General features: G+C 35.3%; 25 protein-coding genes. 9 read left to right on the forward strand and 16 right to left on the reverse strand.

Annotated features, from left to right (window positions below; all coding sequences use genetic code 11):
• Window positions 1-72: 72 nt before the first annotated feature.
• The 3 genes from I600_RS00535 to I600_RS00545 all read right to left on the reverse strand — a co-directional run bounded on the left by I600_RS00535 (window position 73) and on the right by I600_RS00545 (window position 2,869).
• The gene (locus I600_RS00535) at window positions 73-1,623 is read right to left on the reverse strand and encodes a M28 family metallopeptidase (RefSeq protein ID WP_058102570.1); all 1,551 of its coding nucleotides are present in this window, start codon (window positions 1,621-1,623) and stop codon (window positions 73-75) included.
• A 92-nt stretch (window positions 1,624-1,715) separates the two neighbouring features.
• A complete protein-coding gene (locus I600_RS00540) occupies window positions 1,716-2,405 on the reverse strand; it encodes an SGNH/GDSL hydrolase family protein (protein ID WP_058102571.1) in 690 nt (229 codons plus the stop codon).
• 5 nt (window positions 2,406-2,410) lie between these two features.
• Window positions 2,411-2,869 carry a hypothetical protein gene (locus tag I600_RS00545; RefSeq protein ID WP_058102572.1) on the reverse strand — a complete coding sequence of 153 codons (459 nt, stop codon included), beginning with the start codon at window positions 2,867-2,869 and terminating at the stop codon, window positions 2,411-2,413.
• A 114-nt stretch (window positions 2,870-2,983) separates the two neighbouring features.
• On the opposite strand from I600_RS00545, the gene I600_RS00550 reads away from it, so the two are divergent.
• Entirely contained in the window at window positions 2,984-3,439 is a 456-nt protein-coding gene (locus I600_RS00550; RefSeq protein WP_209439174.1) for a hypothetical protein, read from the forward strand.
• Window positions 3,440-3,443: 4 nt separating this feature from the next.
• Here I600_RS00550 and I600_RS00555 read toward each other — a convergent pair whose 3' ends face one another.
• Window positions 3,444-4,928: a S10 family peptidase gene (locus I600_RS00555; RefSeq protein WP_058102573.1), complete on the reverse strand. Its 1,485-nt coding sequence runs from the start codon at window positions 4,926-4,928 to the stop codon at window positions 3,444-3,446.
• 222 nt (window positions 4,929-5,150) lie between these two features.
• Between I600_RS00555 and I600_RS00560 the strand changes: the two genes are divergently transcribed.
• The 3 genes from I600_RS00560 (at window position 5,151) to I600_RS00570 (ending at window position 10,016) form a co-directional block, all read left to right on the forward strand.
• The gene (locus I600_RS00560) at window positions 5,151-6,287 is read left to right on the forward strand and encodes a Gfo/Idh/MocA family protein (RefSeq protein WP_058102574.1); all 1,137 of its coding nucleotides are present in this window, start codon (window positions 5,151-5,153) and stop codon (window positions 6,285-6,287) included.
• A gap of 190 nt (window positions 6,288-6,477) precedes the next feature.
• Window positions 6,478-8,100, forward strand: coding sequence for an alkaline phosphatase PhoX (locus tag I600_RS00565; RefSeq protein WP_058102575.1), 1,623 nt, complete (start codon window positions 6,478-6,480; stop codon window positions 8,098-8,100).
• A gap of 158 nt (window positions 8,101-8,258) precedes the next feature.
• On the forward strand, window positions 8,259-10,016 hold the full coding sequence (locus tag I600_RS00570; protein ID WP_167342497.1) for a cytochrome-c peroxidase: 1,758 nt from the start codon (window positions 8,259-8,261) through the stop codon (window positions 10,014-10,016).
• On the opposite strand, the gene I600_RS00575 is transcribed toward I600_RS00570, so the two are convergent.
• Genes I600_RS00575 through I600_RS00585 form a run of 3 tightly spaced genes read right to left on the reverse strand, consistent with a single transcriptional unit; the run spans window position 10,013 to window position 12,023 of the window.
• A complete protein-coding gene (locus I600_RS00575; RefSeq protein ID WP_058102577.1) occupies window positions 10,013-10,777 on the reverse strand; it encodes a TIGR02757 family protein in 765 nt (254 codons plus the stop codon). The two genes, I600_RS00570 and I600_RS00575, sit on opposite strands and share 4 nt — an antisense overlap.
• Window positions 10,774-11,331 (reverse strand): CPBP family intramembrane glutamic endopeptidase, encoded by a 558-nt coding sequence (locus tag I600_RS00580; RefSeq protein WP_058102578.1) that lies wholly within the window; start codon window positions 11,329-11,331, stop codon window positions 10,774-10,776. The genes I600_RS00575 and I600_RS00580 overlap by 4 nt, the downstream gene beginning before the upstream one ends.
• An 11-nt stretch (window positions 11,332-11,342) precedes the next feature.
• Entirely contained in the window at window positions 11,343-12,023 is a 681-nt protein-coding gene (locus I600_RS00585; RefSeq protein ID WP_058102579.1) for an ABC transporter ATP-binding protein, read from the reverse strand.
• Between the two features lie 231 nt (window positions 12,024-12,254).
• Here I600_RS00585 and folE point away from each other — a divergent pair, with 231 nt between their 5' ends.
• The 4 genes from folE (at window position 12,255) to I600_RS00605 (ending at window position 15,000) form a co-directional block, all read left to right on the forward strand.
• Window positions 12,255-12,854, forward strand: a complete 600-nt coding sequence (gene folE, locus I600_RS00590; protein ID WP_058102580.1) for a GTP cyclohydrolase I FolE — start codon at window positions 12,255-12,257, stop codon at window positions 12,852-12,854.
• An 85-nt stretch (window positions 12,855-12,939) separates the two neighbouring features.
• The gene (locus I600_RS00595; RefSeq protein WP_058102581.1) at window positions 12,940-13,239 is read left to right on the forward strand and encodes a hypothetical protein; all 300 of its coding nucleotides are present in this window, start codon (window positions 12,940-12,942) and stop codon (window positions 13,237-13,239) included.
• Window positions 13,240-13,293: 54 nt separating this feature from the next.
• Window positions 13,294-14,514 carry a sulfite oxidase gene (locus I600_RS00600; protein ID WP_058102582.1) on the forward strand — a complete coding sequence of 407 codons (1,221 nt, stop codon included), beginning with the start codon at window positions 13,294-13,296 and terminating at the stop codon, window positions 14,512-14,514.
• Window positions 14,515-15,000, forward strand: coding sequence for a hypothetical protein (locus I600_RS00605; protein WP_058102583.1), 486 nt, complete (start codon window positions 14,515-14,517; stop codon window positions 14,998-15,000).
• Window positions 15,001-15,064: 64 nt separating this feature from the next.
• Here the strand turns inward: I600_RS00605 and I600_RS00610 are convergent, their stop codons facing one another.
• The 8 genes from I600_RS00610 to I600_RS00650 all read right to left on the reverse strand — a co-directional run bounded on the left by I600_RS00610 (window position 15,065) and on the right by I600_RS00650 (window position 23,256).
• Entirely contained in the window at window positions 15,065-15,619 is a 555-nt protein-coding gene (locus tag I600_RS00610) for a hypothetical protein (protein WP_058102584.1), read from the reverse strand.
• A 37-nt stretch (window positions 15,620-15,656) separates the two neighbouring features.
• Window positions 15,657-18,050, reverse strand: a complete 2,394-nt coding sequence (locus I600_RS00615; RefSeq protein WP_058102585.1) for a TonB-dependent receptor — start codon at window positions 18,048-18,050, stop codon at window positions 15,657-15,659.
• Window positions 18,051-18,482: 432 nt separating this feature from the next.
• A complete protein-coding gene (locus I600_RS00625; protein WP_058102587.1) occupies window positions 18,483-18,797 on the reverse strand; it encodes a DUF6787 family protein in 315 nt (104 codons plus the stop codon).
• Between the two features lie 30 nt (window positions 18,798-18,827).
• On the reverse strand, window positions 18,828-19,292 hold the full coding sequence (locus I600_RS00630; RefSeq protein ID WP_058102588.1) for a DUF6146 family protein: 465 nt from the start codon (window positions 19,290-19,292) through the stop codon (window positions 18,828-18,830).
• Window positions 19,293-19,356: 64 nt separating this feature from the next.
• The gene (locus I600_RS00635) at window positions 19,357-19,989 is read right to left on the reverse strand and encodes a DUF937 domain-containing protein (RefSeq protein WP_058102589.1); all 633 of its coding nucleotides are present in this window, start codon (window positions 19,987-19,989) and stop codon (window positions 19,357-19,359) included.
• Window positions 19,990-20,058: 69 nt separating this feature from the next.
• Window positions 20,059-21,009, reverse strand: a complete 951-nt coding sequence (locus I600_RS00640; protein ID WP_058102590.1) for a D-2-hydroxyacid dehydrogenase — start codon at window positions 21,007-21,009, stop codon at window positions 20,059-20,061.
• Between the two features lie 47 nt (window positions 21,010-21,056).
• Window positions 21,057-22,121, reverse strand: a complete 1,065-nt coding sequence (serC, locus tag I600_RS00645) for a 3-phosphoserine/phosphohydroxythreonine transaminase (RefSeq protein ID WP_058102591.1) — start codon at window positions 22,119-22,121, stop codon at window positions 21,057-21,059.
• A 64-nt stretch (window positions 22,122-22,185) separates the two neighbouring features.
• Window positions 22,186-23,256: an acyl-CoA reductase gene (locus tag I600_RS00650; protein ID WP_058102592.1), complete on the reverse strand. Its 1,071-nt coding sequence runs from the start codon at window positions 23,254-23,256 to the stop codon at window positions 22,186-22,188.
• A gap of 89 nt (window positions 23,257-23,345) precedes the next feature.
• Here I600_RS00650 and I600_RS00655 point away from each other — a divergent pair, with 89 nt between their 5' ends.
• Entirely contained in the window at window positions 23,346-23,696 is a 351-nt protein-coding gene (locus I600_RS00655) for a 4Fe-4S dicluster domain-containing protein (RefSeq protein WP_058102593.1), read from the forward strand.
• A gap of 137 nt (window positions 23,697-23,833) precedes the next feature.
• Here the strand turns inward: I600_RS00655 and I600_RS00660 are convergent, their stop codons facing one another.
• Complete coding sequence (locus tag I600_RS00660; RefSeq protein WP_058104223.1) at window positions 23,834-26,599, reverse strand: TonB-dependent receptor; 2,766 nt, start codon at window positions 26,597-26,599, stop codon at window positions 23,834-23,836.
• Between the last annotated feature and the right edge of the window lie 78 nt (window positions 26,600-26,677).

The raw sequence follows: 26,677 nt of genomic DNA on the forward strand, positions 1-26,677 counted from the left end.
TTGTCAGTTTTTATGCAAAAAAATAAGCCTGACACAAAGTGCCAGGCTTATTGGATTTAAATAGGCTGATGCTTAATCTACCTTTAATTTTTGCTCTCTATTGGCTATTTCCCAAGCAGTGTAAAATACTAACCTAGTTCTGTTCTCCAATAAATCATAATTGATTTTATCTGGTGTATCACTTGGTTTGTGATAGTCAGCATGCGTACCATTAAAATAAAATATGATGGGAATGTTATTTTTAGCAAAATTGTAGTGGTCACTTCTATAGTAAAAACGATTAGGGTCGTTTTCGTCATTATAGGTATAGTCCAATTCAATATTCATGAATTTCTTATTTACTTCTTCTGATAGGTTGTGTAATTCAATACTAAGCTTATCAGAACCTATTAAGTAAATATAATTTCTGTCTCCTTCACGTTTTGGGTCAATTCTACCGATCATGTCAATATTTAAATTGGCTACGGTTTGCTCTAAAGGCACAATAGGGTCAACATCAGTGTAATATTGAGATCCCAATAACCCTTTTTCTTCACCAGTGACATGTAAGAATACTATAGACCTTTTTGGTCCCTTGCCTGCATCGGCTGCATTTTTAAAGGCTTCTGCAATTTCCAAAAGGGCAACAGTACCCGATCCGTCGTCATCTGCTCCATTATTTATTTGACCATCACCACTTACGCCAATATGGTCTAAATGAGAAGATATCACTAAAAATTCATTTGGTTTTTCTGAACCTTTTATGATGGCAACAACATTCTCTGAAGAGACCTTGTCATTAGAACTTTCAAAATTCAAAGTCAATTTTTCAGTTAAAACTTTAGAATCGTTTTCTTTTTCTATTGTCGGTAAAATACTTTCTGCAAGGGTTTGGTCTATAAATAAACTGTAAAACTCAGGGGCGTCATTATTTACAACTTCCATTCTACCACTGTTGTTTTGCTTCATAGATTCAAATCTGCGTTTAAATCTGCTGAAATTGTCCTTATCGTAATATAATACTCCCTTGGCACCTTTGTCAATTGCAATTTGTATACGCTTGGTCAATGACTCTGACATATTGCTCCAAATAGATTTTTCTGAAGTGCCTGAAATAACGTAAGTACCATCTTCTTTTATGGGTTCACCAGATTTTAATAGTACAATTTTATCCGTAACATCTACATTGTCATAACTAGAGTATACCGTATCATCAATACCATAACCTATATAAACAATTTCATCATTTGAAGAATTTGCGGCAGCAAAAGTAAGTACGTGTTTCCCTATAGTAAAATCCGTATTGTTTAAGCTTAGTTTACCTATAGGTAGTTTACTTATCTCTAAAGGTACTTCTTGAAAATAGTTGCCATCTTCTTTTGCTGCAGGAATACCTAACTTTTCATATTCGGCCTTTAAGTAGGCTATTGCTTTTTTCTGACCTGGTTGTCCGGTTTCCCTACCTTCAAACTCATCCGATGCATAGATATATAAATGATCTTTTAGTTCAGCTTCGGTAATTGTTTCTGCGTAAGTAATTTCAGATGCAATTTGTGGTTCTTCAGTAGCGTTCTCTTTAATGGTTTTTTGGGAAGAATTACAAGATAAGGCCGTTGCGACCAATAAGAATAGTGTTTTTTTCATTTTATAGTGATCAAAATTTATCAAAAATAATTAAATCTTAGTTGGTTTCAATTGTTGTAATCAACAATAAGATTACCTCCTTATTAAAAGCTTTAATTTTTTAAAGCTTCAGAGATAGCCGCTTCAACTAATGGCTCCATAACCATATAGCCTTCAGCTGTTGGGTGTACTTCATCTCTGGCATATTTTTTTGGAAGTCCATTACGCTCATCAACCATTTTTGAAAAATAATCTAAATAGATATGTCCATGCGTATTGGCATATTCTTTTATCATCTCATTAAGCTTTATAATTTTTCCAGCAGGTTCTAAACCTGGCTTCCAAGGATAATCGTAGGCCGGTAGGGTAGAGGAAAGAATTACCTTAATGTCATTTGCATGCGCCATTTCTGCCATGCCTTTAATATTGTCCATAATCATTTTTAGGGTAGATGGTCCTGTATTACCTGCTATATCATTGGTGCCTGCCAATATTGTTACCACTTTTGGTTTAAGATCAATGACATCTTGTCTAAATCGTATTAACATTTGTGGCGTGGTTTGACCACTGATACCGCGATTAATATAGGGCTTGCCCTTAAAAAACTCCGGACGCGTTTTTAGCCAACCTATTGTAATGGAATTGCCCATAAACACCACCCGATTTTCGTTTTCTTTGGCTTGTTCTATTGTATCATTAGCAACTTCAAAATGATTTAGATCAGGCCAATCTTGGGCATTTACAGAGGTTAATCCTAAAATAGATAACATACACGTATACATTATTGTTTTTATTCTATTCATCTTTATTATGATTGTTGAATTTGTTCTTTTTCTTCTGCTTTTAATGGGATGTTGTTTATAATATTCGCCTTATTTGGTCTTTGCGCTGCCAAATAGGCCAATAAGCACACAGAAATGACCAATGGAAGGGCATTGGCAGTATTGTAATATGCAAACAACCCTATGAAGGCAGGGATTTCAATAAGGGCATATTTGATATGCAAAGCAGATTGATACTTTTTTAGCTTTTCTTCTAAACGACTTTCTGATTTAATATTGGAAGTCATTTTTTTGAAGACCCATTGACTGCCAAAATACCCTAACATTGCAAATACGGGTACCATGTATAAAACGACCCCTTGCCCTGCAGTACTCGTATTAAAAGAATTGATCTGTAAAAATACCCAAAGGGTAAAAATGCTTAAGCCTATTAATAGGAATAGGTGCATTATTGTAAGACTTTTGATAAAACTTTTTATTTCCATATTCTAATTTAAAATCCTAAGATAATATAAAATTGACCTATGATGAATTTGACGGGTTATTACTTGTCATTATTTAACCTAGGGCATCTATTAGAATTTTTATCTTTGCGCAGTATGAAAAAGATACTAACTATTTCTCTTCTGCTATTTTTAGCTGTCAATGCTTACGGTCAAATTGAGCAAGATAAGGTTCTTCACTACTTAGGAGGTAATTTATATGGTCTTGTGGGGGCAGGGGTTGCGAATGAAATTTCAGATGGAAACAGAACGTGGACTTTTGTTGGTGCAGTTGGTGGAAGTTTGCTTATTGGTTTGGCCAAAGAGGCCATTGATCAAAATCAATATGGAGGATGGAGCAATGAAGATTTGTTAGCTACCGTATTGGGTGGTGTAACAATTGGTGCTACAATTGATATTTTCAAAAAAAGAAAACAACGTAAAAGGGAGCAATTATTTAAAGATGCTACAAAAACTGTAGATTACCGTCATCAAATGAAATTCCCAATAAAAACAACAGAGATCAACTCGCTATTTGTATTGGGAATGTCCAGTACTGTTCTAGAAAGGTAGTTTTCTAATACTTTGCACTTTTTCCTGTTGCAATAGTACGGTTTATGAAATCACGAATATCATCATTTGCAGTTTTTAAATCTTCTCTTCGTAGGTACATCATATGACCTGAACGATATCCTTTAAAACTAAATCTATCTTTCATGCGTCCGCTTGGGTCTACTTGCCACATGGTATATTTTGCATTGAAGTAGGTGGTAGCTCCATCATAATAGCCAGATTGTACCAAAACATTTAAATATGGGTTTTGTGCCATTGCTTGTCTTAAATTATCTCTGGTGTTGTCATCGTCATTGTTCCAAGGGTGTACCGGACCGAACATATTATATTTTACATCGGTCTTAAAATTTAACTCTTCCTGTAAGTAATAGTTAATGGCAGGGGTAAAGCTATGTAGCCAAGATGTTAATTCAGAATTATAGTCTGGCTTTGTTCCAGATAGTTGTTTATCTATTCCTAAATATCTTGAATCTAAGCGTCCTACGGTATGCCCGCTTTTATCTTTTAAAAGATTTTTCCAAAAGAAAGAAGTAGGTACGGAAAGGTTGTGGTCAAGAATGTCTTTTTTGTTCAATCCTGAGTAATAAGCCATTTTATCTGCCACGGCTTCTTTTTCGGAAGCTTCTAAAAATCCTCCTTTAGCCAATGCCGGTATTAGCTTATCAATTGTATATGCTTCAGACTCCGGTAGAATTTCTAAAAGATCCTTACTCTGTAAGGCTGGTGGTAAAGCTTTGTGATGCCATGCCGCCGCAGTATAATAAGGTAGGTTTATTGCTTCGGCAACGGGTCCGGAATTGCGTATCACTTTATAATCAGCCGGTGAAACCATTATGACACCATTTAAATACATCCATTGCTGATTTTGTAAAGCCAAAGAAAGACCCATTACACGTGTGCCCCCATAACTTTCCCCGATTATATATTTTGGCGAGCGCCATCTGTTGTTTCTGGTTACAAAGGTGTTCAGCCATTCTGCCAAATATTTAATATCGGCATTTATGCCAAAGAATTTGTCGCGGTCTACTTCTTTTCCGCTTGCAGGGATAGTTCTGCTATAACCTGTGTTTACTGGATTTACATAAACGATATCCGCAATATCTAAAACTGAATGCGGATTGTCATTTACACCATAAGGTTGAACAGGATATCCTTCATCATCAATTTTTAAAACCTTTGGCCCGGTATACGCTAAATGCATCCATACCGAACCTGATCCTGGACCACCATTAAATGAAATCAATAGCGGTCTAGCAGCACGATCCTTGATGTTGTTTCTAGTATAATAGGTATAATGCAAAGAGGCTATGGGTTTTGCATTTTCGTCCCACACAGGTTGGGTCCCAGTCTGTGCGGTGTACGAAAAACTAGCGCCATTAATGGTAGCGTTATGTTGTGTTGTGATAACGGTGTCTACGGGTAATTCCCTAGACTGGCCAAAGGCAAATGCAGTGACCAAACAAATGGTAAATTGTACTATTTTTTTCATGGTTTGATAAGGTTCTGTTGTAAAACGAAAATAAGCATAATTGTGCTATTTTATTCGTTGTTCGGACCTATTGAGTTTTAAATGTCAAATCCGTAATTATGATGGTTTTAAAAATGGAATGTTTAAAATTTTTTAGCTGGTATTCATAATGTTAATACAACTTAATTAATTATGGAATTACCTGAGAATTATTTACTTTTCTAATTCATACAACTAATACTCATGAAACAACTTACAAGACGATCATTTAATGGTTTGGCTACTAAAGGCCTGTTAGGATCCGCTTTTCTAGCCAATATGCCGTTGGCAAATGCCTTTACAACTAATAAAAGTAGTAAAAAGTTGGGTGTAGCCTTGGTTGGTTTAGGGAGCTACAGTACTTATCAATTAGCACCTTCTTTATTGGATACGGAGCATTGTTATTTGGCAGGAATTGTAACCGGTACCAAAGAAAAGGAATCTGTTTGGCAAGAGAAATACAATATACCCAAAGAGAATATTTATTATTATGAGAATTTTGATACCATTGCGGATAATGACAGTATAGATGTTATTTATGTAGTATTACCCAACAGTATGCATGCGGAATTTTGTATTCGTGCGGCAAAGGCAGGTAAACATGTTATCTGTGAAAAACCAATGGCGGTAAGTGTTGCGGAATGTGATGCAATTATAAATGCGTGCAATGAACATAAGGTTAAGCTTTCTGTTGGTTATAGAATGCAAAGCGACCCTTATACCCATGAAGTCAAAAAATACATTAGGGAAAGAACTTTTGGTGATGTATTGTTTGTTTCATCTGATGCAGGATATGTCTCTAACGGTAATCCAGATCAATGGCGATTAAATAAAAAATTATCTGGTGGCGGAGCGCTCATGAACATGGGTGTGTACGCTATACAAACCAGTATTTATGGTACAGGTCAAAACCCTATTTCAGTTTCTGCACAAGAATTTAGTACTAGACCAGATTATTTTAAGGATACCGATGAGACCATTACAGCTCAGTTTAAATTTGAGAATGGTGCTGTTGCACATATGATGACTTCGCATAATGCAAATGGTAATAGATTAAAATGTCATTGTAGTAAAGGTTGGTTTAAACTTGATCCAGCCCATAGTTACGGACCAATAAGTGGTAGAACTTCTAATGGAGATGTCTTAAAGTTTCCACATAAAAGACAACAGGCTTTACAGATGGATGATTTTGCAAAGCATATTTTGTTGGACAGTAAAAACGTGGCTCCTGGTGAAATGGGAAAAAGAGATATGATAATTGTAGAGGCTATTTACAAATCGATAAGAGAAGGTGGACAAGAACAGTTATTGTCATTAGGTGATTTAGGTATTGTGGTGTAATTATTTGAAAAACAAATAGTTAAAACTTAACTTAAAGTTAAGTTCAAGATTTGATCACTTCGATTTCAAGTTAAATTTACATGTTAACCTTATCATAAGGTTTAGTTCATTTATTGCTAATTTTTAGAATACCTTACTTAAAGGTTATCTCTATAGTTTTGGAATTCATAACCTAAAAACTATATTGATAATGAAACAAACGAAAAATTTACTATTTAAAGCCCTTTTCCTTTCTTGCTTAGGATTAGCTGTAATGAGCTGTGATGGAGAAGACGGTGTAGATGGTACAAATGGTATTGACGGTGTAGACGGTGCTGATGGCGCAGACGGAGCCGATGGCGCCGATGGTGCTGACGGACAAGATTTGACTCTGGAAGAATCTATTCCATTAACTAGTTCCGTAACTCCAAACGAACTTTTCGAATTAAAAGGTGCTTTTGCAGGGTCTGCCGACCTTAATATGATCATGTCTTCTGCAGATATCTTAGAATCTGATTCTACTTTTGTTTATGGTTCTTATATGGATGGTGCTGCACTATATCCTACCGAAGATGGTAACTATGCTTTAATCAATAATCTAGAAGCAGATTACTCCATTGCAAGAATTATGTTGAATTCTGAACTTCAGCCTTTACAAGGAGATTATATAGTAAATTCTACAGCTACTGCATTTACGGCAATGTGTTCTGGATCTTCAATTACTGTTGAAGAGCACGGATTTGGTCCTTTATACCTATCTGGTGGAGAATGGGGCGGTAACGCTAAAGGTGTATTTAAAGTAAACCCTTTTAGAGCAAAAGAAGACAGGGTAGAAGTAGAAAGATTACCTGCACTGGGTGAGTGGTCAACTGAAAATGCTGTTGTTATTGGCAAAGATGCCTATTCTTCTCAAACGGTAATTTTTATGGGTGATGATCATAGTGATAATACATATCCGCAAGCTCATTTTGGAATGTACGTTGGTCAAAGAGGTGACCTTTATGGAGGAAAACTTTATGTACTTAGAGGTACAAACCCAGTAGAATCTGCTCCAGGAGAAGGTGGTCAATTATTTGAAATGGGTATGGCTCAAGACATTGAATACGATGTAGAATGGGTAGAAGTTACTGAAAGAACTATAGATGAGTTGAACCAAGAAGCTATTGACTTGGGTGCTATAGGATTTCAAAGAATTGAAGATATCGATTGGAGAAGAGGTTCTGCCGATGCTCAAAGAGAAGTATATTTTAATGCTACCGGTAGAATACGTGGTGATAATCCGGACCTTAACTTAAGAGGTACAGGTTTTGGTCGTGTATACAAACTAGTTTTAGATACTGAAGATCCAACGGCTCCTGCTAAATTAACTGTTGTAGTTGATGGTGACTTAGAAGGTGGAAAAGGTGATGGAATGCATTCTCCAGATAACATTTTGGTAACTGAGAACTATGCTTACATTCAAGAAGATCCAAACGGTTATGGTGATTTAAATGCAGATATCACAGGTTTTGCCAAAATTTGGCAATTAGACCTAAATACGGGCAACTTTGTTGAAGTTATGGAGTGTAACCAAACTTATGCTGCAAGTGTTGGTATTGGTAATACCGATAGTATGTGGGAAATAACCGGCTTGATCGATGTTACCGATATCATAGGTGCATCTGAACCAACCTTTATTGGTGGGGCTCAAGTACATGGTTGGAATTTTAGTACCACTCCTGATACAGCTGTAAGGGCAGACGGACTAAAATTTGTTGACCCAACAGCAATTAGTGAAGGCAGTGCTGCATTAGAAGGTTCAGTTTTATTCAAATTGACTGGCTTACCTAGATAAGTGATGTAATTGTACCAAGTTTAAAGGTTCCCTTCACTGGGAACCTTTTTCTATTCATATTAATTTCAAAGTGAAACATGAGAGCATTTTATTATAAATGGATTTTGATAGTATTTGTTTGTTTTTTTCTGTCCTGCAAGAATGAGGAAACAAAACCTTTGTTAGCTATAAATGCTAATGATCAATCTATGTTCAACAATGCTATAAGGGAACATTATTTTTTGGCATTGGATAGTACTTCTTATTACATGCAGCAAATAGATACCGCACAATCGCTCTCAAAGAACAAAGAACTGTTTTTAAAAAGTAGGGAATGGTATAAAAGGGTAGAGCCTATGCTTATCGCGTATGATTATGAGAATTACATCTCAATGAATGCGCCTAATTTGCTTAAGGTAGAAATAGACGACCATACCGATATTAAAAAACAAAAACCAAAGAGTTTTCAAGTATTGGAAGAGCTCCTTTATAGTGAAGAAGGATATTCCAATGAAGATTTGAATACTGTATTGGAGTATTTAAAGATTAGAATTCCGTTTGTAAGAAAAAATCATATTCTCATCACCCAAAGAGATAGACATCATTTAAAAATGATAAGAGATGCCATTGTAAATGTGGCTACTAAAGGCATTACAGGTTTTGATTCTCCAATGTTGGCAAACTCTTTGAACGAAGCTGTTTATAATTATGAAACGCTACAAACAGTTTTGGATATTTATAAAGAGGCTTTTAGGAATAATACCTTATATGTACAATGGAAAAAAGAAATTTCTTCCACCATTGATGATTTACAAAGTGCCAATTTTGACGAATTTGATCGATACTCGTTTATAAAATTGCATACCAATACGCAATTGCATCTAGTGGATAAGACTGCTAATGATTGGGGAATTGAATTAAGCCAATCAAGGGCTTTAGACCCTAAGGTGACCAATCTTTTTGACAAGAACTTTTTCAATATGAAGATGTTTTCCACACAAAGAGCACCAGATATAACTGAAGAAAGAATTGAGTTAGGAAGACAATTGTTCAATGATACGGATTTATCCGGCTCCGGTACTATAAGTTGTGCGACTTGCCATATTGCGGAAAAAGCATTTACCGACGGGCATAAAATTGCTAAAGGTATAAATGGACAAGATTTGCAACGTAATTCACCAACATTAACCTATGCCGTTTACCAACGTTCTTTGTTTTATGATGGTAGGGCAGATGGTCTTGAGGATCAAATTGTTGGAGTCACCAATAATGAAAATGAGTTTCATATAGATTTGGAAAAATTAGAAGAGAAAATTCAAGATAAATCAGTGTATAAAGTTCAATTTGATTCGCTTTACGATGGCAAAATTACCGATATGAACGTACGTAATGCCATTGCAACATATATAAGAAGTTTAGCTCCGTTCGATTCTAAATTCGATCGGAACATGAATAATCTAGAAGAAACCATGACTACCGAAGAGATTACCGGTTTTAATCTTTTTATGGGTAAAGCTGCGTGTGCCACTTGTCATTTTCCACCGGCATTTAACGGTACCGTACCACCTAAATATATGGAAAGCGAATTTGAAAATTTGGGCGTGCCCAAAAATGCAAGTTTTGAAAACCCTGTTTTAGATGATGATTGGGGGCAGTATTATCCTTATGAAGTAGAGGAGAAGAAGCATTTTTTTAAAACTTCAACAGTGCGTAATGCAGAATTAACCGGACCATATATGCACAACGGGGTGTATGAAACTTTAGAGGAAGTAGTGGAGTTTTATAATGTTGGTGGTGGTCAGGGCATGGGCTTAGATGTACCTTACCAAACATTACCACCTGACTCTTTACATCTAACGACTACAGAATCAAAGGCGATAATTGCTTTTATGAGAACACTTACCGATAAAAGATTTGAGAATGAAGCCATAAACTAGAATTTTTCAAAAACGCCTAAACCAAAAAGGGCAAAATCATATTTAACTGGATCCAAAGGGTCCAGTTTTCTTAAGCTTTTATCTAGCTCGGCTAACGCTTTTGCATCGTTTTGTTTTCTTTTTAATAATCCTAATTTTCTAGCTACATTACCTGAATGTACATCTAATGGACAAGATAATTTTGAGGTAGGTATTCCTTTCCATATGCCAAAATCTACATTGGTAGTTGCATCTCTAACCATCCAACGTAAAAACATATTTATCCTTTTGGCGGCAGAACCTTTTAAAGGATCAGATACATGCTTTGTTGTGCGTTGCTCATATGGTAACACAAAAAATATTTTCTTGAATTTTGAAATGGTGGGCTGTAGAGAATTTTTGTCTTGAAGAGTTGTGAAAATACCTTCAAGACCTTGGTGTTGAAGGTAAATATTCTTTAAGCTTTTTATAAAATATCTTAAATCATTTTCATTGAAAGTTCTATGAACAAATCCTAATAAATTATCTAAATCATCATCGGTATGGTTAAGCACAAAGTCATACGGACTTTGTCCCATTTTTTCCATTAACTTATGAGAATTATTGATGATGCTCTTTCTGTTACCCCAAGCAATGGTTGCCGTTAGAAAAGCACTGATTTCAATATCTTCTTTTTGTGTGAAAAGATGCGGAATTTGTATAGGGTCGGTTTCTAAGAATTCAGGTTTATTGTATTCAAAAACCTTTTCGTCAAGAAATATTTTTAGCTCACTTTTTGTCATTCAATAGAAATATCTAACAATTGCATAATTAGCACAGGAACCACTAAAACCATATTGTAAATGGCGTGTAGCGCCATAGACCATAACAGACCAAATTTTACCCGTATGTAGCCTAAAAGAAAACCTACACTAATTTGTGGTGCAACCAACAATGGGGAAAAAAGTAAAACCTGAGTGCTCATTTCAAAATTACTGATATGCATAAAGCCGAACGCAATTGTAAACAAATAGAAAATTGGTTTAAAAAATTTTGAATCTTTAAAAAAGACAAGCGGACCTCTAAATAACAGTTCTTCAAAGAAAGGAGCTACAATTACTGCTAAAAAGAAAATAAGTGCCACTGAGTAGTTTCCGAATAAATCATCCATGGCATGTTTGCCCATCTCAAGCTTTAGGATACTTTCTAAAACTGTAGCTGCCATTAATAATAGAATACTTGCCGTTAATGCAATAATTAAAAGCTTGAAGAGAATTCTCAATTTTTCTGATAAAGAACTTTCAGTATCTTGTGTATAGACAGGTTTTTTTATAAATGAAAGTAGTTCTTGAAGCATACGGATCTTGGTTATGCTATTATTATTTCCTTGTCTACAATTTTACCATCTACCATGGTTAATTTACGATCTGCCATTTCTGCCAATTCAGCATTGTGGGTCACAATTACAAAGGTCTGTCCAAACTTTTCACGAAGCTCAAAAAATAATTTATGCAGGTTGTCTGCACTTTCTGAATCTAAATTTCCACTAGGTTCATCAGCAAAAATTATTGAGGGGTTATTGATCAACGCACGGGCAACCGCTACCCGCTGTTGTTCTCCGCCCGATAATTCTGAAGGTTTATGATCATATCTTTGACCCAGGCCCAAAAAGTTTAATAGTTCTTTTGCTCTATCTTCAGCTTCAGATTTTGGCGTTTTTTTTATAAATGCAGGTAGGCATACATTTTCAATGGCCGTAAATTCTGGTAATAATTGGTGAAATTGAAAAATGAATCCTATATGTTCATTTCTAAATTTTGCTAAATCTTTATCATTTAGTTCCGTAGTTTCAATACCATTGATCAGTAACGTACTGTCTTTTCTATTTGATTGAACGTCTAAAGTTCCCAAAATTTGTAATAAGGTAGTTTTACCGGCACCGGAAGCACCAACTATAGATACTATTTCTCCTTTTTTAATATGGAGGTCAACTCCTTTTAATACTTCTAATTCTCCGTAATATTTATGAATGTTAGAAGCTTTTATCATGAGTTAAGTTTAGTTTAGAGTTGTGATAGTTTGAAATTCAAAATTAATGAAAAAGGGGCACGTTAAAAACTGTAATTTTCATTTAGTGATCATTTGGTCCAATGTTCTGGAGCCATTATTTAGGACTATATAGCAATATGAACTATTTATGATATTTTTACGTTTGTTGATGAAAGAAATATTAAATTTGTTCAACCTAAATTTAATTAGGTTAAACATTAAATATAAAATATGTCCCCGTATAGAAATTTAGAAGAATATAATCTTGAAATTACCGATGAAGTTAAAAGTAGGTACTCATCTATTATTGATGAAATTGGTGAAGATGTAGCAAGAGAGGGTTTAGTTAAAACACCTGAACGTGCTGCAAAAGCAATGCTATTTTTAACTCAAGGTTATAAGCAAGATGCCGTTGAAATTTTGAAAGGGGCAATGTTCAAAGAAGATTATGATGACATGGTCATTATAAAAGATATTGAGCTGTATTCCCTATGTGAGCATCATATGTTGCCATTTTTTGGTAAGGCACATATTGCTTACATACCAAATGGTCATATCGTAGGATTAAGTAAAATTCCAAGAGTGGTAGATGTTTTTGCAAGAAGGTTACAGGTACAGGAAAGGTTAACGCATGATATTTTAGAGTGTATTAATAATACTTTAAAGCCTAAGGGGGTGGCCGTTGTTATAGAAGCTTCACATATGTGTATGATGATGAGAGGTGTACAAAAGCAAAATTCTGTAACTACAACATCTGGTTTTAGAGGTCAATTTGAAAAAATTGAGACTAGAAATGAATTCTTGAAGTTAATTAGTGCTAAACTTTCCTAATTACTATCTCTTCACGTTGAGAATATTTTTTGTAAAATTTGGCATCTTTGTTGTATTCTAAAGTTAGAATAACTAATTTTTAAGTATGTCAATTTTAAAAGATAAAAAATACAAGCAACTTTTCATGGGGTTGCTATTTGATGGTATAGGTATGCTTTCTTTTGCTATACCTTTCGTCGGTGAATTTTCAGATGTGGTATGGGCTCCACTTTCTGCGTGGTTAATGACACGTATGTATAAAGGAAAAATAGGTCAAGCTGCAGGTGTTTTCACTTTTATAGAAGAAATTGTTCCTGGTTTTGATATCATACCTTCGTTTACGCTAATGTGGTTATATACATATGTGTTCAAGTCTTCTAAAAAAGGGCGTACGATTGAAGTGTAAAACCCACCTTTATTTTTATAGAAACTCTTAACTTTAACTCAAATACCATGAGTTTTGAAGAGAAGAAATTTTGTTGCAAAATCTAGTCTAAGTAGTCTTGCCGCTTTACTAGGAGTGGATATTATTTATAAGGAATTTATGCCTTTGGGCTACACACCTGTGGCGTTACAAGAATCAGACCCGTTTAAGCTATTCAATAAGGATAAAGGCATGGTCGTACTAAACGATAAGCCTTGGAATATTGAGGCTAAAGCTCATCTTTTAGATGATAGGGTAACTCCAAATAAATCTATTTTTGTTCGAAATAATGGATTGATTCCGGAAGACATAGATGTTGATACTTGGACACTTACCATAGACGGAGAGTCTGTTAAGCAGGAGAAAACATATACGTTGTCTGAGCTAAAGTCAAAATTTAATCATCATACCTATCAATTGACCTTAGAGTGTGGTGGTAATGGTAGAAGCGAATTTGATCCACCTGCAAAAGGAAATCAGTGGACTGTGGGTGCGGTGTATTGTGCAAGTTGGACAGGTGTGAGATTACGTGATGTGTTAGAAGATGTCGGTATTAAAGATGATGCTGTCTACTTTGGTTATCATTCTGCAGATTCACACCTTAGTAGAGATCCTACTAAAGAACCAATATCTAGAGGAGCGCCTATGTCAAAAGCTTTACAAGATGAAACATTGTTGGCTTTTAAAATGAACGGTGAAGAGATTCCCTTAGTACATGGTTATCCTTTACGGGTCATTGCGGGAGGATGGCCTGCCTCGGTTTCTGGAAAATGGTTACAACGTATTAGTATTAGAAATATAGTTCATGACGGTACCAAAATGACCGGAACGGCATATAGAGTGCCTTGTAAACCCGTTGCTCCTGGTGAAAAAGTCGCGGATGAAGATATGTGTATCATTGAATCTATGCCGGTAAAATCTTTAATTACCTATCCAAAATCTGGAGCTGTTTTATCAAAGAATAAAAAATTAAGTATTAGAGGTCATGCATGGGCAGGTGAACTAGAAGTTGCCAAAATGGAATACTCTATAGATTTTGGCGCTACTTGGCATCATTGTACAATTGAAAAACCTGCAAACCGATTAGCGTGGCAGCATTTCTCAGCAGATATCTCATTTCCGCAAGAGGGCTATTATGAAGTTTGGGCAAAAGCTACCGATTCCAATGGGGTTAGTCAACCTATGTTATTGCCTGGGTGGAATCCAAAAGGGTATTTAAACAATGCTTGTCACAGGATAGCCGTAAAAATCGCATAAATGAAAAATCAGAATCATAATAAGCTAAAACGCGATTTTCAGGAATTATACAGAAAGATAATATTAGCTTGCGCTGTTATTGGTATTGGTGCAATAATTTTAGTGTATTTAATAGTTGATCCAAGCTTTTCTGCATTTAAAACGGATGCACCACAAACCGAGCTGGTAACTATTCCCGAAGAGGACGATTACGATAAGATAGAAAATGGAATTCAAGTACGTACCGGTTTTATAGATGCCCCGGGAATGATGGTTACCGTTCAAAACTGTACCAACTGTCATTCCGCTAAGTTGGTAATGCAGAACCGAATGAACGAAGAACGCTGGAAATCAACTATAAAATGGATGCAGGAAACCCAAAATTTATGGGACTTGGGAGAAAATGAAGCTGTAATTATTAATTACTTGGTTACCAATTACCCACCTAAGAAATTAGGTAGGAGGGCTGTACTGACGGATATTGAATGGTATCAATTTGAAGAATAAAAAAACAAAAGCCTTTGAATTAAACATCAAAGGCTTTTAGTTTTACATGTGGTTTATATTTTTACTACTCTACCGTAACAGAAAAAGTCTGAGCAATATCTGTTTCTCCGCCTGCATCTGCTAAAGTGCCATCGTTAGGTTTTGTAGGCTCATGACGTAACGTAATAGTAATTGTTCCAGAACCGGCATCACCAGTTGTTAATTCAAATTCAATACCAACTGGGTTTCCATCTTCATCGGTATCAGAATAAGTCACTTCAGATAAAGAACCAGATAGTCCAAAGAAAAACTGGTGCTCGTCTGCTTCTTCTTCTACTTCTTCGGTAATGTCCTCTGCAGGTGTTTCCGTTTCGTTCAATAATACAATACTCCCAGTATAGGTCGTATTTGCGGATAAATTATCAGCTGTTACCACAGGAGCATTAGGTCCATCTCCATCTAAATCTTGAGATTGCAATGTTGCAGAACCATTAGCGCTAGTTAACGTAACTGTCATGGTAGTAATAATTTCTTCTTCGTTTACTACTTCTGGGGTATCGTCATCACTTGAACATGAAGTCATTACGGTTGCCATTAAACTTAGTGCTAGAACGGTTTTTAGTGTGCTGTTTCTTTTCATAGTTTTACTTGTTTTCAATTGTTAGTAATAATTATTATTAATAGTTAAAAATTAGGCGCATACTTATATTTCTGCCCATATCATCTACAAAATAACGTTGCCTATTTAGGAAGTCACGATAGTTTGTATTTAGTAAGTTGGTTGCACTTAGACCTACGGTTAAGTCATTTTTATTTTTAATTGTAAAAGATGCTTCCGTATTTATTGCCAATAGGTGATAAGCTTCGGGCGGTGTATTAATTTCCAATAATACGTTCTCTTGTTGTTGAGGAGAAAAAACCTCAATATTTTCTGGATATCTGGATTGTTCAAATACATATTGACTTTCAAGACTTATAAGAAAATTGTTCCATTTGGTATTGGTGTACGTAATGCTATTTGTAAAATTTGCAGCAGGTATATTAATTAAAGGTGTGTCTGTTTCACTATCTGTACCTTTTACCCAAGCAAACTTATGATCTGTTCTAATATTTGATGTCCAATTATTATATAAAGAAGCATCAATACCAAACAAAACTGCATTGGTCTGACGATAAGACCATACGGGGAAAGCGCCACGTATAGTAAATTCTACACCCGTAGGTTCAAGAAGTATAAAGTCTCTAATGCTATTAACAAATGGAGCAACAGAATACCCCAATTTGTTACTATTTCTTTCTAGTGAAGCTGAAAATTTAGAAGAGGTTTCACTGTTCATTCTTAAATCGCCCAATTCTATTCGTGCCGCAGAATGGTGAAGACCATCGCTAAATAATTCAGATGGGTTAGGTGCTCTTTGAGATAGGGCATAGTTAAACCGTAAATGATCTTTTCCGTTTATTTCATAATGGAAACCTAATGTTCCTGAGACGTTATGATAGTCAAAGACAGGGTTTGTTAGTAGTTGCGTACCTAAATCTTCCAATATGATATCGGCAAAATCTACATCATAACCACGTTCTTCCCAGCGAGAAGTTCTGTAGAATTTTTTAGAATCTATTCTGCTGAAATCATATCGTAGTCCGGCATCTAGCGTCCAATCGGTATCAAGTTCATAACTTCCTATTGAATACAAACCAAAATCAAATTTATCGTAATCAGGTATTAATCTTCGGACACCGGTATCTGGATTGGCAAAATTGGTTTGGAACCTTCCTAAAGCTCCAACCTTGAGATCTAGACCTTGTTTTGCATCAAATTTTATATTGGTAAGTACGGAATGTGTGGTTAAATCAAGATCTAAAGATGCTTTATCTGCATCATCGCCTACACGTATATCATATTCGAATCTTCTGTTTTTTTGAAAATCGTATTGCAGGGTCCATTTTCCAAAACCTTCAAATCTTCTATAATAATTCAGCTTTCCTAAATGGTGGCTAACTTCTTGGTATGGTTGGGAAATATCATATGTGAAATCGTTTACCACGCTTGGTGCCTTACTATTAATGGCTGTTATTAAATCATCTATATTGCCAATATGCGATGCTCTCAATATGCCAATTTCCGAATTAAAATATGAGTAGTAACCTTCCCATCCTTGTATAAAGTCTCGTTTACCTATACTAAGTGAGACCCCACTTTCTTTAATACCTGTATTTGATAATATATAATCTGGTGCTTCAAGATCCCCAAGTCTTTTAAAAGACCCTTGTCCTTTAATATAAAGGCCTGATTTATATGATTTGGTCAATGAAGATGTTATGTTACCACCACGGCCATTTGAGGCAAGATTAAGTTGGCTTTTGCCAAACAAGGAGTCAGTTCTTATTATTGGTAAAGGTTCAAGTACAATAACACCTGCGATAGCATCGCCTCCGTACTCTATAGCGGCAGCACCTTTTATAACGCTTATATTCTGATTTGCATTTACGTCTACATTAGGGGCATGCTCTTCTCCCCATTCCATATCTTGCATACGAACGTTATTGTTCAAAATTAAGATTCTACTACCGTTTAAACCTTGTATGACCGGTTTAACTATATTTCCTCCAGTATTTAAGGTTGATACTCCGGCAATCTTTTTTAATGCATCTCCTAAACTATTACCACTGCTTCGTTCGATATCTTTAACCGATAAAATATTTTCCTGAGCGGAATTTGTGTTTTTTGGTACATCACCAACAACTTTGACCTCCTTTAATTCTTCTAGGTGATGTTCTAGCCTAATTTCTGAATAGGTAGCACCAGTAATGGTCAATGTTACAAACTTTGTTGTACATTCTGGATGCGATATCTCAAGTTCTATAACTCCGTCACATAGCTCCTTAAAGCTAAATTTTCCGTTTTGTTGGGAGACCGTAGAAAAACCTTTGCCAGTTATGTTAATAGTTGCTCCACTCAACGGACTGTTGTCATGGAAATCAACTATTTCTCCTAATAATATTGAATTGCAATCTTGAGCGTAAATAATTGTGCTACATAAGATTGCGAAAACATATAAATAATTCTTCATTATATAAGTTTAGCGCTATAATAAATTGGTTGAAAAAGAATACCAATTTTAAAATTCGGAAGGGGTATTAGGCTTGGAAGGGTGGGGGACGACCAAAAGTAGTGTACCTGAAAAGCGTTTTAGGTACTGTAATTGAAAAAGGTATCAGTTTTTTTTCAGTGATAATAATTACTGAAGCAAATATGAATAAAAATGTGGCAACTAAAGTGTATTCAGCGTTTTGATTCTGAACTGCCAATTCACAAATACTACAATTTTCTATTGTATCTACTTTATTGTCTTGATGGGAATAGACATGAAAAGAAGTTACCTTGATCAGCATAAGGCAGAACAAAATAAATACTGAGAAATATGTAAATATTGACCTCTTCACAGCGCTAAAGTACTAAAAGATGTAGAACTGTTTGTTAAAGAAAACCCAACAAAAGTGTGTTAGAATAAAAATCCAAGTCCAATTCTTTTCAGCATTTTCTTCTCAAAAGACCAAAAAAATCTAAATTGACCAAATAACCACCCATAAATTACCAATAACACTTGATAGAAAGGGAAAATTAACAAAATTCGTAAAAACCAATACAGAGGGCTTCCCCACCAGGCAGTCGAAAAATTTTCTTGTTGAAGACCAATTAAATTTAGAAAAGGCTTTGCGACATATACAGATGATGATCCGGTGATGGCAAATACTATAAATATAATAACAAGTTGAAAATTACTGGTGATTCCCCAGCGTTCTTTTAATTTCTGCATGGCATGTTTTGAAAACGCCAAATATACTTTTTATATACGTGGTATAAAAGGGCCTAATCGCTGATTGTATTTTCTTTGGAAATAAATAAAATAATTATACAGCTTATAGTTTACTTCATAGCCATAATCAATTTGTCTAGAGTAATCTATTTGCATTTCATATAAATTTGGATTGTATCTAGCAGGCTGTAATAATCTTTGGTTCCATTCTAAAGCCATTATTTGATTTCTATTTTCCAAGAAATTTTGCGAATAATAACCTTCAGGTTTTGCTATTGATGCCAACCATATATTAAAACCGGGTTCTATGATAATAATTTCATATTCAGTTTCTTCACTTGAAATGGAAATGGTATCTCCTTCTACTTGGGTAAAGGCATTTTTTTCATCTTCGCTTATAGCTAGTGATGCGCTCTTTGTACCACAATTAAATAACAATGCACAAAAGGTCGCAGCTATAGTACCGTAGATAATTTTAAATATCTTCTTTTTCATAGAAATAAGATACAAAAAAAGCCGCTTGTATTTACAAGCGGCTTAACTATATGATTTCTAGGTGTTATTTACCGAAAAGACCTCCTAAAAGACCTCCAAGACCACCTTGTTTTTTATTGCTGCCCATTACCATACCGGCAACATCATCTAATATGCTTCCGTCACCATCAGCATCTAATAATGAAGTGATAAGGCTTTGGTTTTCTTGAGGTTGACCTCCCAGCATACTACCTAAAAGAGCGTTCATGCCTGTGCCATCACTTACATTACTCTGCGCAGTTTGCTTACCTAAAAAGCCCATAACTATAGGGGCTGCAATTTTTAATATTTGGGCAACCGATCCGGAATCTAAACCAGATTTTGCACTTAAAGCACTTTCTACTTGTGGTTGTTTACTTCCGAATACATGACCTAAAATACCAGCACCGTCATTCATTACACTTTCGTCTACACCGCCACTAAACAAACTTCCTAGGTTATCTAAGATTCCGCCACTATGATTACTTGATAATGCACTCATTAAACCCTGAGCACCTTCTGGTGTTGAAACGTTTTTTTTCATTGCACCAAGAATTAGTGGCATTGCCATACTTAGTACATTGGCGGTTTTGTCTTCAGGCTGATTTGTTTGCCCAGCTACACCGCTAATTAATTGTTGCCCCATTGGGCTATTTAATAAATCTAATAATCCTGCCATTGTAATGGTTAATTTAATGTTTATGCTGTAAAATACGAAAAAGAGTCAATAAAATATGCTATTGAGCTCTTAATTTAGTAAAGAAATAATTTGGTCGGCCAATTCTTGTCCAATTCTTTCTTGTGCCTCTAAAGTTGCTGCACCAATGTGTGGAGAAAGCGAAATGCTAGAGTGCATTAGAATTTTAATCTCTGGTTTTGGTTCAGATTCATAAACGTCTAAACCGGCAAAAGCAACAGTGCCGTTTTCCAAAGCATCGATCAATGCAACTTCATCTAAAACACCACCCCTTGCGGCATTGACGATACCAACACCCTGTTTCATTTTGGAGAATTCAGCTTTTCCCAGAACATAGTTCTCTTGACCGGGAATATGCAATGAAATATAGTCTGCATTCTTCAGGACATCATCTTTGTCAGTGTTCTTTAGTGTGAACGTAACATTTTGACCATCATAAAAAGTAAGCTCAATGTCTGTCTGCGCTACATCTGGATCACAGTATATAACCTTCATACCCGCGCCAATGGCAAGTTTAGCGGTAGCTTGACCAATGTTACCAAATCCGAAAATACCTAAGGTTTTACCTCTAAGTTCCGTACCCTTTGAGTAGGATTTCTTTAATCCTTTAAAGTTACTATCACCTTCTAAAGGCATATTTCTATTTGCATCATATAAAAAACGTGCGCCTCCATAAAGGTGTGCAAAAACCAATTCTGCCACAGATTCTGATGAGGCAGCTGGTGTATTTATGACATGAATATTTTTAGATTTAGCGTAATCTACATCAATATTATCCATACCAACACCACCTCTACCAATTAGTTTTAGAGTAGGACAGGCATCAATTAATTCTTTTCTGACTTTGGTAGCACTACGTACCAATAATGCGTCAATTTTATTTTCATTGATATAGTTGCTTAATTGTTCTTGAGCAACCGTCGTCGTTAAAACGTTAAATCCAGCTTTCTCCAAAGTGGTGATGCCATTTTGGGAAATTCCATCATTTGCTAATATCTTCATATGTTTTAATACAATTTTATTGTTGTGTTCGGTATCTATTACAACAATTATCCTCTTCTTTCCATTTCGCTCATGACGTCTACCAATACACCAACACTCTCTAATGATAATGCATTGTACATGCTAGCTCTATACCCTCCCACAGAACGGTGACCGTTTAAACCATTAATTCCGGCTTCTTTTAACAAACTTTCAAAAGTGGTTTTTAAGACATCATCCGTAAGGTTGAAAGTGGCGTTCATTAAAGAACGATCCTCTACATTGGCAAAGCCTTCAAAAACAGGATTTAGATCAATCTCAGAATAAAGTAATCTTGCCTTCTTTTCGTTGATTTCTTCTATAGCTGCAATACCACCAAGATTTTTTAACCATTCTAACGTTAACATAGAAGTGTAAACTGCAAATACAGGTGGAGTATTGAACATGCTATCTTTCGAAATATGTACTTGATAATCTAACATTGAAGGAATTTTTCTTGATACTTGACCTAAAATTTCTTCTTTAACGACAACCAAAGTTGTCCCTGCAGGACCCATATTCTTTTGTGCACCGGCGTATATTAAATCGAACTGAGAGAAGTCTAAACTTCTTGAGAATATATCTGAGCTCATATCACAAACAAGAGGACAGTCGGTTTTTGGAAACTTCTTGAATTGGGTACCAAAAATTGTATTGTTAGATGTAATATGTAGATAATCTAAACCGCTGGGAACTGAGTATCCTTTAGGTATGTATTTAAAATTTTCATCTTTAGATGAGCCAACTTCAACCACATCGCCAAATAATTTAGCTTCTTTAATGGCTTTATCGCTCCAAGTACCTGTATTTAAATAACCTGCTTTTTTCTCTAGTAAATTGTATGCTACCATTAAAAATTCCATACTTGCACCACCTTGAAGAAATAATGCTTTATAGCCTTTGTCTTTAAGATCTAGCAGTTCTAATGCCAATGATCTTGCATTTTCCATTACGGCAACAAAATCTTTACTTCTATGTGAAATTTCAATAAGTGAAAGTCCAGAACCATTAAAGTCCATAACAGATTCAGAAGCTTTTAAAAGTACTTCTTTTGGTAAGATACAGGGACCGGCACTAAAATTATGTTTTTTCATCTTGTGTGTAATTTAAGGTTGCAAAGGTCAGAATTTTTTGAAGATTTTTCTTTACTATCGCTATTTAATTCTTAGAAGTGTTCAATAAGAATGCTATAGTATCTATTCCGTCGGCATAGTCGTTTAGCATTGGTTTTTGGGTGTTTCCAAAAGAAATTTCATCTTCTACAAAACCAGATGAAACAATACATTGTAAGTTTTCTTTATTGTCCTTAAGCTTCTCTATTAATGTTGACTCATCTTCGTAGTACTCGTAAAACAATGAAGCTATTGGCGAACCAAAACTTTCCTCTTCTTTTAAAATCAAAAAACCATTATCCAATAATTTAAACTCGCTCATTAAATAAACTGCTTTATTGTAATCGTAGTTATTGGCGTATTTATGGTGGTTGATAATGCTATTGTACGGAAACATTGCTTTGAAAAAAGTGTCAATATTATATTCTTTTGGGAGATATATTTTAGATACGCTTCTACACCCTAAACCAAAATATCTAAAAATATCCTCTCCTAATGTTGTTAGTTCTTCTTGGGATTCCTTTCCGGATAAAACAGCCACAGAATTTCTATTTTTACGAATAATATTTGGTTTTTTACCGAAATAATACTCAAAATAACGTGCCGTATTGTTACTTCCAGTCGCAATTACAGCATCGTAATGATCAAGTTTTTCTTTGGTAAATATTACTTTATCCTTTAAAGAAGGTTCAATGTCAATTAAAAAATCAATGAGAAGTGGAATTAATTTTTGATCATTGCTTGATAGTTTTACTAAAGCTTTATTGCCGGTAATTAAAACGCATAAAAGATCGTGAAACCCTACTAAAGGAATATTGCCGGCCAAAATTAACGCTACAATCTTTTCATTGTTGATGCTAAGGTCGTAGTTACTCAGCCAGGCTTCAATATTTTCTTCAGAAAGTACTTTTCCCCATTCTTTGAAAGCATGGGTACAGTTTTCTTCCGTAAACCAGCCATTGTAATGATGTGCTCGTTCTATTTCTGATTTGAAAGAACTTACCCATTTGTCATTTAAATGATCAGAAATGGTGTTTTTGTCTATTAATTCACAAAATGTTCTTAGAAAATTTCCAAGTTTAACAAAAGCTGTTATCGTAAGGTTGCTATGGGCCATTATATTTGTATACTAAATAGGTAGGAATTACCTTTGTGCAAAAATAAGCATGCCCGTTCTTTTTTGGGCATTTTAATGTAGAAGAAATTATGGCAATTATAATAACTGATGAATGTATAAATTGTGGGGCTTGTGAACCAGAATGTCCAAACACTGCAATTTATGAAGGAGCAGATGAGTGGAGATATAGTGATGGTACATCTTTAGAGGGCAATGTTGTTTTACCTGATGGAAAAGAAGTTGACGCGGGTGAAGTACAGGAACCTATTAGTGATGAAGTGTATTATATAGCTCCAGATAAATGTACCGAGTGTATGGGCTTTCATGAAGAGCCACAGTGTGCAGCTGTATGTCCGGTAGATTGTTGTGTGCCAGATGATGACCATGTTGAAACAGAGGAGGTATTATTGGCAAAGCAACGCTTTATGCACCCTGAATAAATGAGGGGGTGATTTTTAGAATATAGCTATCATAAAAAATATATTCTGAATTAGATTTTATTATTACTTCTTGATGAAATAAAAAAAAGCTACCTAAATCAATAGGTAGCTTTTTTATTAAATAAACTAAATCAAAATCAAAACTTGTAATTTAAAGATAAGTTGAACATGGTTCCTAATTGGCTAAAGTGGTAACCATCATACGTCATTTGAGAATAACGTTGGTTGAAAGTAATTAGGTTAGATTGGTTCTGAGTCTGAGCTGGATCTGCTAAGATAGCATCCCCTGCAGCATTTTGAGAAACAAAACTCCATTCTGGTAATACGTTGAACAAGTTGTTAATGTTTAAGGCTATAGTTAATTTATCTGTAGCACTGTAATTAACTCCTAAATCCGTAACTACTTTTGGATCGAATTCTGTACCTAAATTAAAGTTACCATTTGCATCAGTACTTAAACCTTGTTGAAAGAAGCTGGTTTTACCAAATAATGTGTTATTCAATGAAAAACCGAATTTATTGATGTCATAATTAGCTCCTAAAATCCACTTTGTTCTAGGTCTTGATGTAAAGAACAAGGCTTCTTGCGTTTGGTTAACTACAGATTGACCAGAATTTGCTACTAAGGCGATATCCTTTACAGGACCGTCTAGTTCATTCTGAATTGTATAGTTACCAGATAAGTTCAAATCTAAGCTGCCTTCTCCAATTTCAATTCCTTTGTAGGCAAGTACAACATCTACACCAGAGGTTTTGGTGTCAATTGCGTTAGAAAAGAAACTTACATCGCTTAAGTTGTTGTTCGCCAATAAAACGTCTAATGCGTTAGTAGCGTCGCCACTAGGACCTATTTCATTACCTAATACAATTCTATCTTTTACTTTAATGTTGTAATAATCTAAAGTATAGCTGAATTTATTAGCGATTTTTCCTCCAAAACCTATAGTAAAGTTTGTAGATGTTTCAGCATCTAATTGAGGTATACCCAAAAGTTTTGCTTGTGTAGACACGTTGTTGATCAGACCACCAACTTGAATACCTTGACCCGGTACAAAGCTGTACTGTGCTTTTTGAGTATAAATTTGGTGTAGGGTAGGAGCTCTAAAACCAGAAGAAATAGAACCTCTCAATGTAAATGCATCACTAAACTTGTAACGAGAACTAAACTTATAGATGAACGTATTTCCAAAATCAGAATAGTTTTCCGTTCTAATAGTACCACTTAGTAAAAATGCATCAGATACATCGTAGTCTAAACTTAAATATCCACCAATGTTGTAACGATTGAATTTTCCTGAGTTTTGAGGAGATGCTCCTGCAAATGAATCTGCACCACCACCGTCATAAGAGGCAAGTTCACCTTCTATAATTTCAAAAGTTTCTGTTCTAAACTCAGCACCAACACCAATACTTACTTTGTCTGAAAGTAATCTTGAGATATCAATGTTACCAACATTATGGGAAAATCTAGTTCCTCCCGGATCAAAAGACTGCTGGCTATTTTCTCTATATAATTCTGAGCCTTCTGTAATTTCACCGTCATCAACAGAGCCATTACCATTAGCATCTATAAATACAGATGGAGAATATACAACATTTCTATTGTGGGTATTGTTTACCTTATACGTTTGTAAGTTGCCACCGGTTGTGAAGCTTGCATCAACATTCCAATCATTAATAGTTGATTTAAATCCTATTGTTGCATTATAATCACTTAATAAACCTTCAAATGTTGGTAAGTAACCATCATATCCACCGGCAGTATTTGGGTTGTCACCCGGAAAGAAATCAGCTAGATAAGGAAAATCATCAACTGTTCTCCAATATGGTGTTCTGTAGTTTGCAAAACTATTTACAGCTTTGTAGACATATGCAGCGTTACCATATAAAGTGGTGTTTTCGCTTAAGTCATAACCTAAATTTACGGAGAATTTTGCAGCAGCAGTTTCTGGAGAACCATTGATGTTACCAGCATCTGGACGTCTTGATAGGAATTCTTGTACATCTGCAATATCGGCACCAAAATCAGCAGCTTCACCAGCAGCATTAACAGTACCTGGTCTATTTGCTTGATTTACTTTAGATAAATCCAATGTATAATTTACAAAACCTTTGTCTTCACCTATGGTAGAACCATTATTGATTGCTACACCGAACATTTCACCATCACCTTCAGAAGTAATACCTGTTCTCAGCGTTGCAGAACCTTCATTTGGAGAATCCTTTAGAATAATGTTCATTACACCCGCAATAGCATCAGAACCATATTGAGCAGATGCTCCATCTCTAAGAATTTCCACTCTTTTAATCGCATCTGTAGGTATTGCCGAAATATCAGCACCGGTTTCACCACGACCTGGGGATGTTTGAGTGTATAATAATGCACTTAAGTTCTTACGCTTTCCGTTTATTAATATCAACGTTCTACTTGGTCCCATATTTCTTATCTCATAAGGATCCAATAATGAAGTTGCGTCATTTACAGGTGTCTGTACCGTATTAAAAGATGGTATTCTGTATTGTAAAGCTTTGTCAAAAGTAGCCTGACCGGTAGAGGTCAATTCTTTAACGCCAACAACATCAACAGGTAATGGTGTATCTGTATTACTTCTAGGAGCGGTTCTAGACCCAACAACAATAAATTCATCTAGGGCTACACCTTCAGATAATTGAACATTAATTACGCTTTTGCCAGCTGTAGATACTTCTTGGGAAGCAAAACCTATATAGCTAAAAACTAATTTGGTGTCATTTTCAACATTAATGGTATAATTACCATCAAAATCTGAAGTTGTTCCGTTTGTGGTTCCTTTTTCTACGATGTTCACACCTGCTAAAGGCATTCCTGAATCGTCGGTTACCTTACCTGTAATGCTATTTTGAACCTTAGTGTTCAATGTCATGGCAGATATACCGTTTGTACTGGAGTTTAGTCTTAAAACCTTAGCTCTTTGTGGTTTTTTATGATAAACTACATAGTA

It is taken from the genome of Maribacter dokdonensis DSW-8 (genome assembly GCF_001447995.1).
In the GTDB taxonomy this organism is placed as follows: Bacteria; Bacteroidota; Bacteroidia; order Flavobacteriales; family Flavobacteriaceae; genus Maribacter; species Maribacter dokdonensis.

What these genes read in the sequence shown, in the direction of transcription:
- I600_RS00535 (WP_058102570.1), bottom strand. Translation starts at nt 1,623, where the DNA reads ATGAAAAAAACACTATTCTTATTGGTCGCAACGGCCTTATCTTGTAAT.
- I600_RS00540 (WP_058102571.1), bottom strand. Translation starts at nt 2,405, where the DNA reads ATGAATAGAATAAAAACAATAATGTATACGTGTATGTTATCTATTTTA.
- I600_RS00545 (WP_058102572.1), bottom strand. Translation starts at nt 2,869, where the DNA reads ATGGAAATAAAAAGTTTTATCAAAAGTCTTACAATAATGCACCTATTC.
- I600_RS00550 (WP_209439174.1), top strand. Translation starts at nt 2,984, where the DNA reads ATGAAAAAGATACTAACTATTTCTCTTCTGCTATTTTTAGCTGTCAAT.
- I600_RS00555 (WP_058102573.1), bottom strand. Translation starts at nt 4,928, where the DNA reads ATGAAAAAAATAGTACAATTTACCATTTGTTTGGTCACTGCATTTGCC.
- I600_RS00560 (WP_058102574.1), top strand. Translation starts at nt 5,151, where the DNA reads ATGAAACAACTTACAAGACGATCATTTAATGGTTTGGCTACTAAAGGC.
- I600_RS00565 (WP_058102575.1), top strand. Translation starts at nt 6,478, where the DNA reads ATGAAACAAACGAAAAATTTACTATTTAAAGCCCTTTTCCTTTCTTGC.
- I600_RS00575 (WP_058102577.1), bottom strand. Translation starts at nt 10,777, where the DNA reads ATGACAAAAAGTGAGCTAAAAATATTTCTTGACGAAAAGGTTTTTGAA.
- I600_RS00580 (WP_058102578.1), bottom strand. Translation starts at nt 11,331, where the DNA reads ATGCTTCAAGAACTACTTTCATTTATAAAAAAACCTGTCTATACACAA.
- I600_RS00585 (WP_058102579.1), bottom strand. Translation starts at nt 12,023, where the DNA reads ATGATAAAAGCTTCTAACATTCATAAATATTACGGAGAATTAGAAGTA.
- folE (WP_058102580.1), top strand. Translation starts at nt 12,255, where the DNA reads ATGTCCCCGTATAGAAATTTAGAAGAATATAATCTTGAAATTACCGAT.
- I600_RS00595 (WP_058102581.1), top strand. Translation starts at nt 12,940, where the DNA reads ATGTCAATTTTAAAAGATAAAAAATACAAGCAACTTTTCATGGGGTTG.
- I600_RS00605 (WP_058102583.1), top strand. Translation starts at nt 14,515, where the DNA reads ATGAAAAATCAGAATCATAATAAGCTAAAACGCGATTTTCAGGAATTA.
- I600_RS00610 (WP_058102584.1), bottom strand. Translation starts at nt 15,619, where the DNA reads ATGAAAAGAAACAGCACACTAAAAACCGTTCTAGCACTAAGTTTAATG.
- I600_RS00615 (WP_058102585.1), bottom strand. Translation starts at nt 18,050, where the DNA reads ATGAAGAATTATTTATATGTTTTCGCAATCTTATGTAGCACAATTATT.
- I600_RS00625 (WP_058102587.1), bottom strand. Translation starts at nt 18,797, where the DNA reads ATGCAGAAATTAAAAGAACGCTGGGGAATCACCAGTAATTTTCAACTT.
- I600_RS00630 (WP_058102588.1), bottom strand. Translation starts at nt 19,292, where the DNA reads ATGAAAAAGAAGATATTTAAAATTATCTACGGTACTATAGCTGCGACC.
- I600_RS00635 (WP_058102589.1), bottom strand. Translation starts at nt 19,989, where the DNA reads ATGGCAGGATTATTAGATTTATTAAATAGCCCAATGGGGCAACAATTA.
- I600_RS00640 (WP_058102590.1), bottom strand. Translation starts at nt 21,009, where the DNA reads ATGAAGATATTAGCAAATGATGGAATTTCCCAAAATGGCATCACCACT.
- serC (WP_058102591.1), bottom strand. Translation starts at nt 22,121, where the DNA reads ATGAAAAAACATAATTTTAGTGCCGGTCCCTGTATCTTACCAAAAGAA.
- I600_RS00650 (WP_058102592.1), bottom strand. Translation starts at nt 23,256, where the DNA reads ATGGCCCATAGCAACCTTACGATAACAGCTTTTGTTAAACTTGGAAAT.
- I600_RS00655 (WP_058102593.1), top strand. Translation starts at nt 23,346, where the DNA reads ATGGCAATTATAATAACTGATGAATGTATAAATTGTGGGGCTTGTGAA.
- I600_RS00660 (WP_058104223.1), bottom strand. Translation starts at nt 26,599, where the DNA reads ATGACATTGAACACTAAGGTTCAAAATAGCATTACAGGTAAGGTAACC.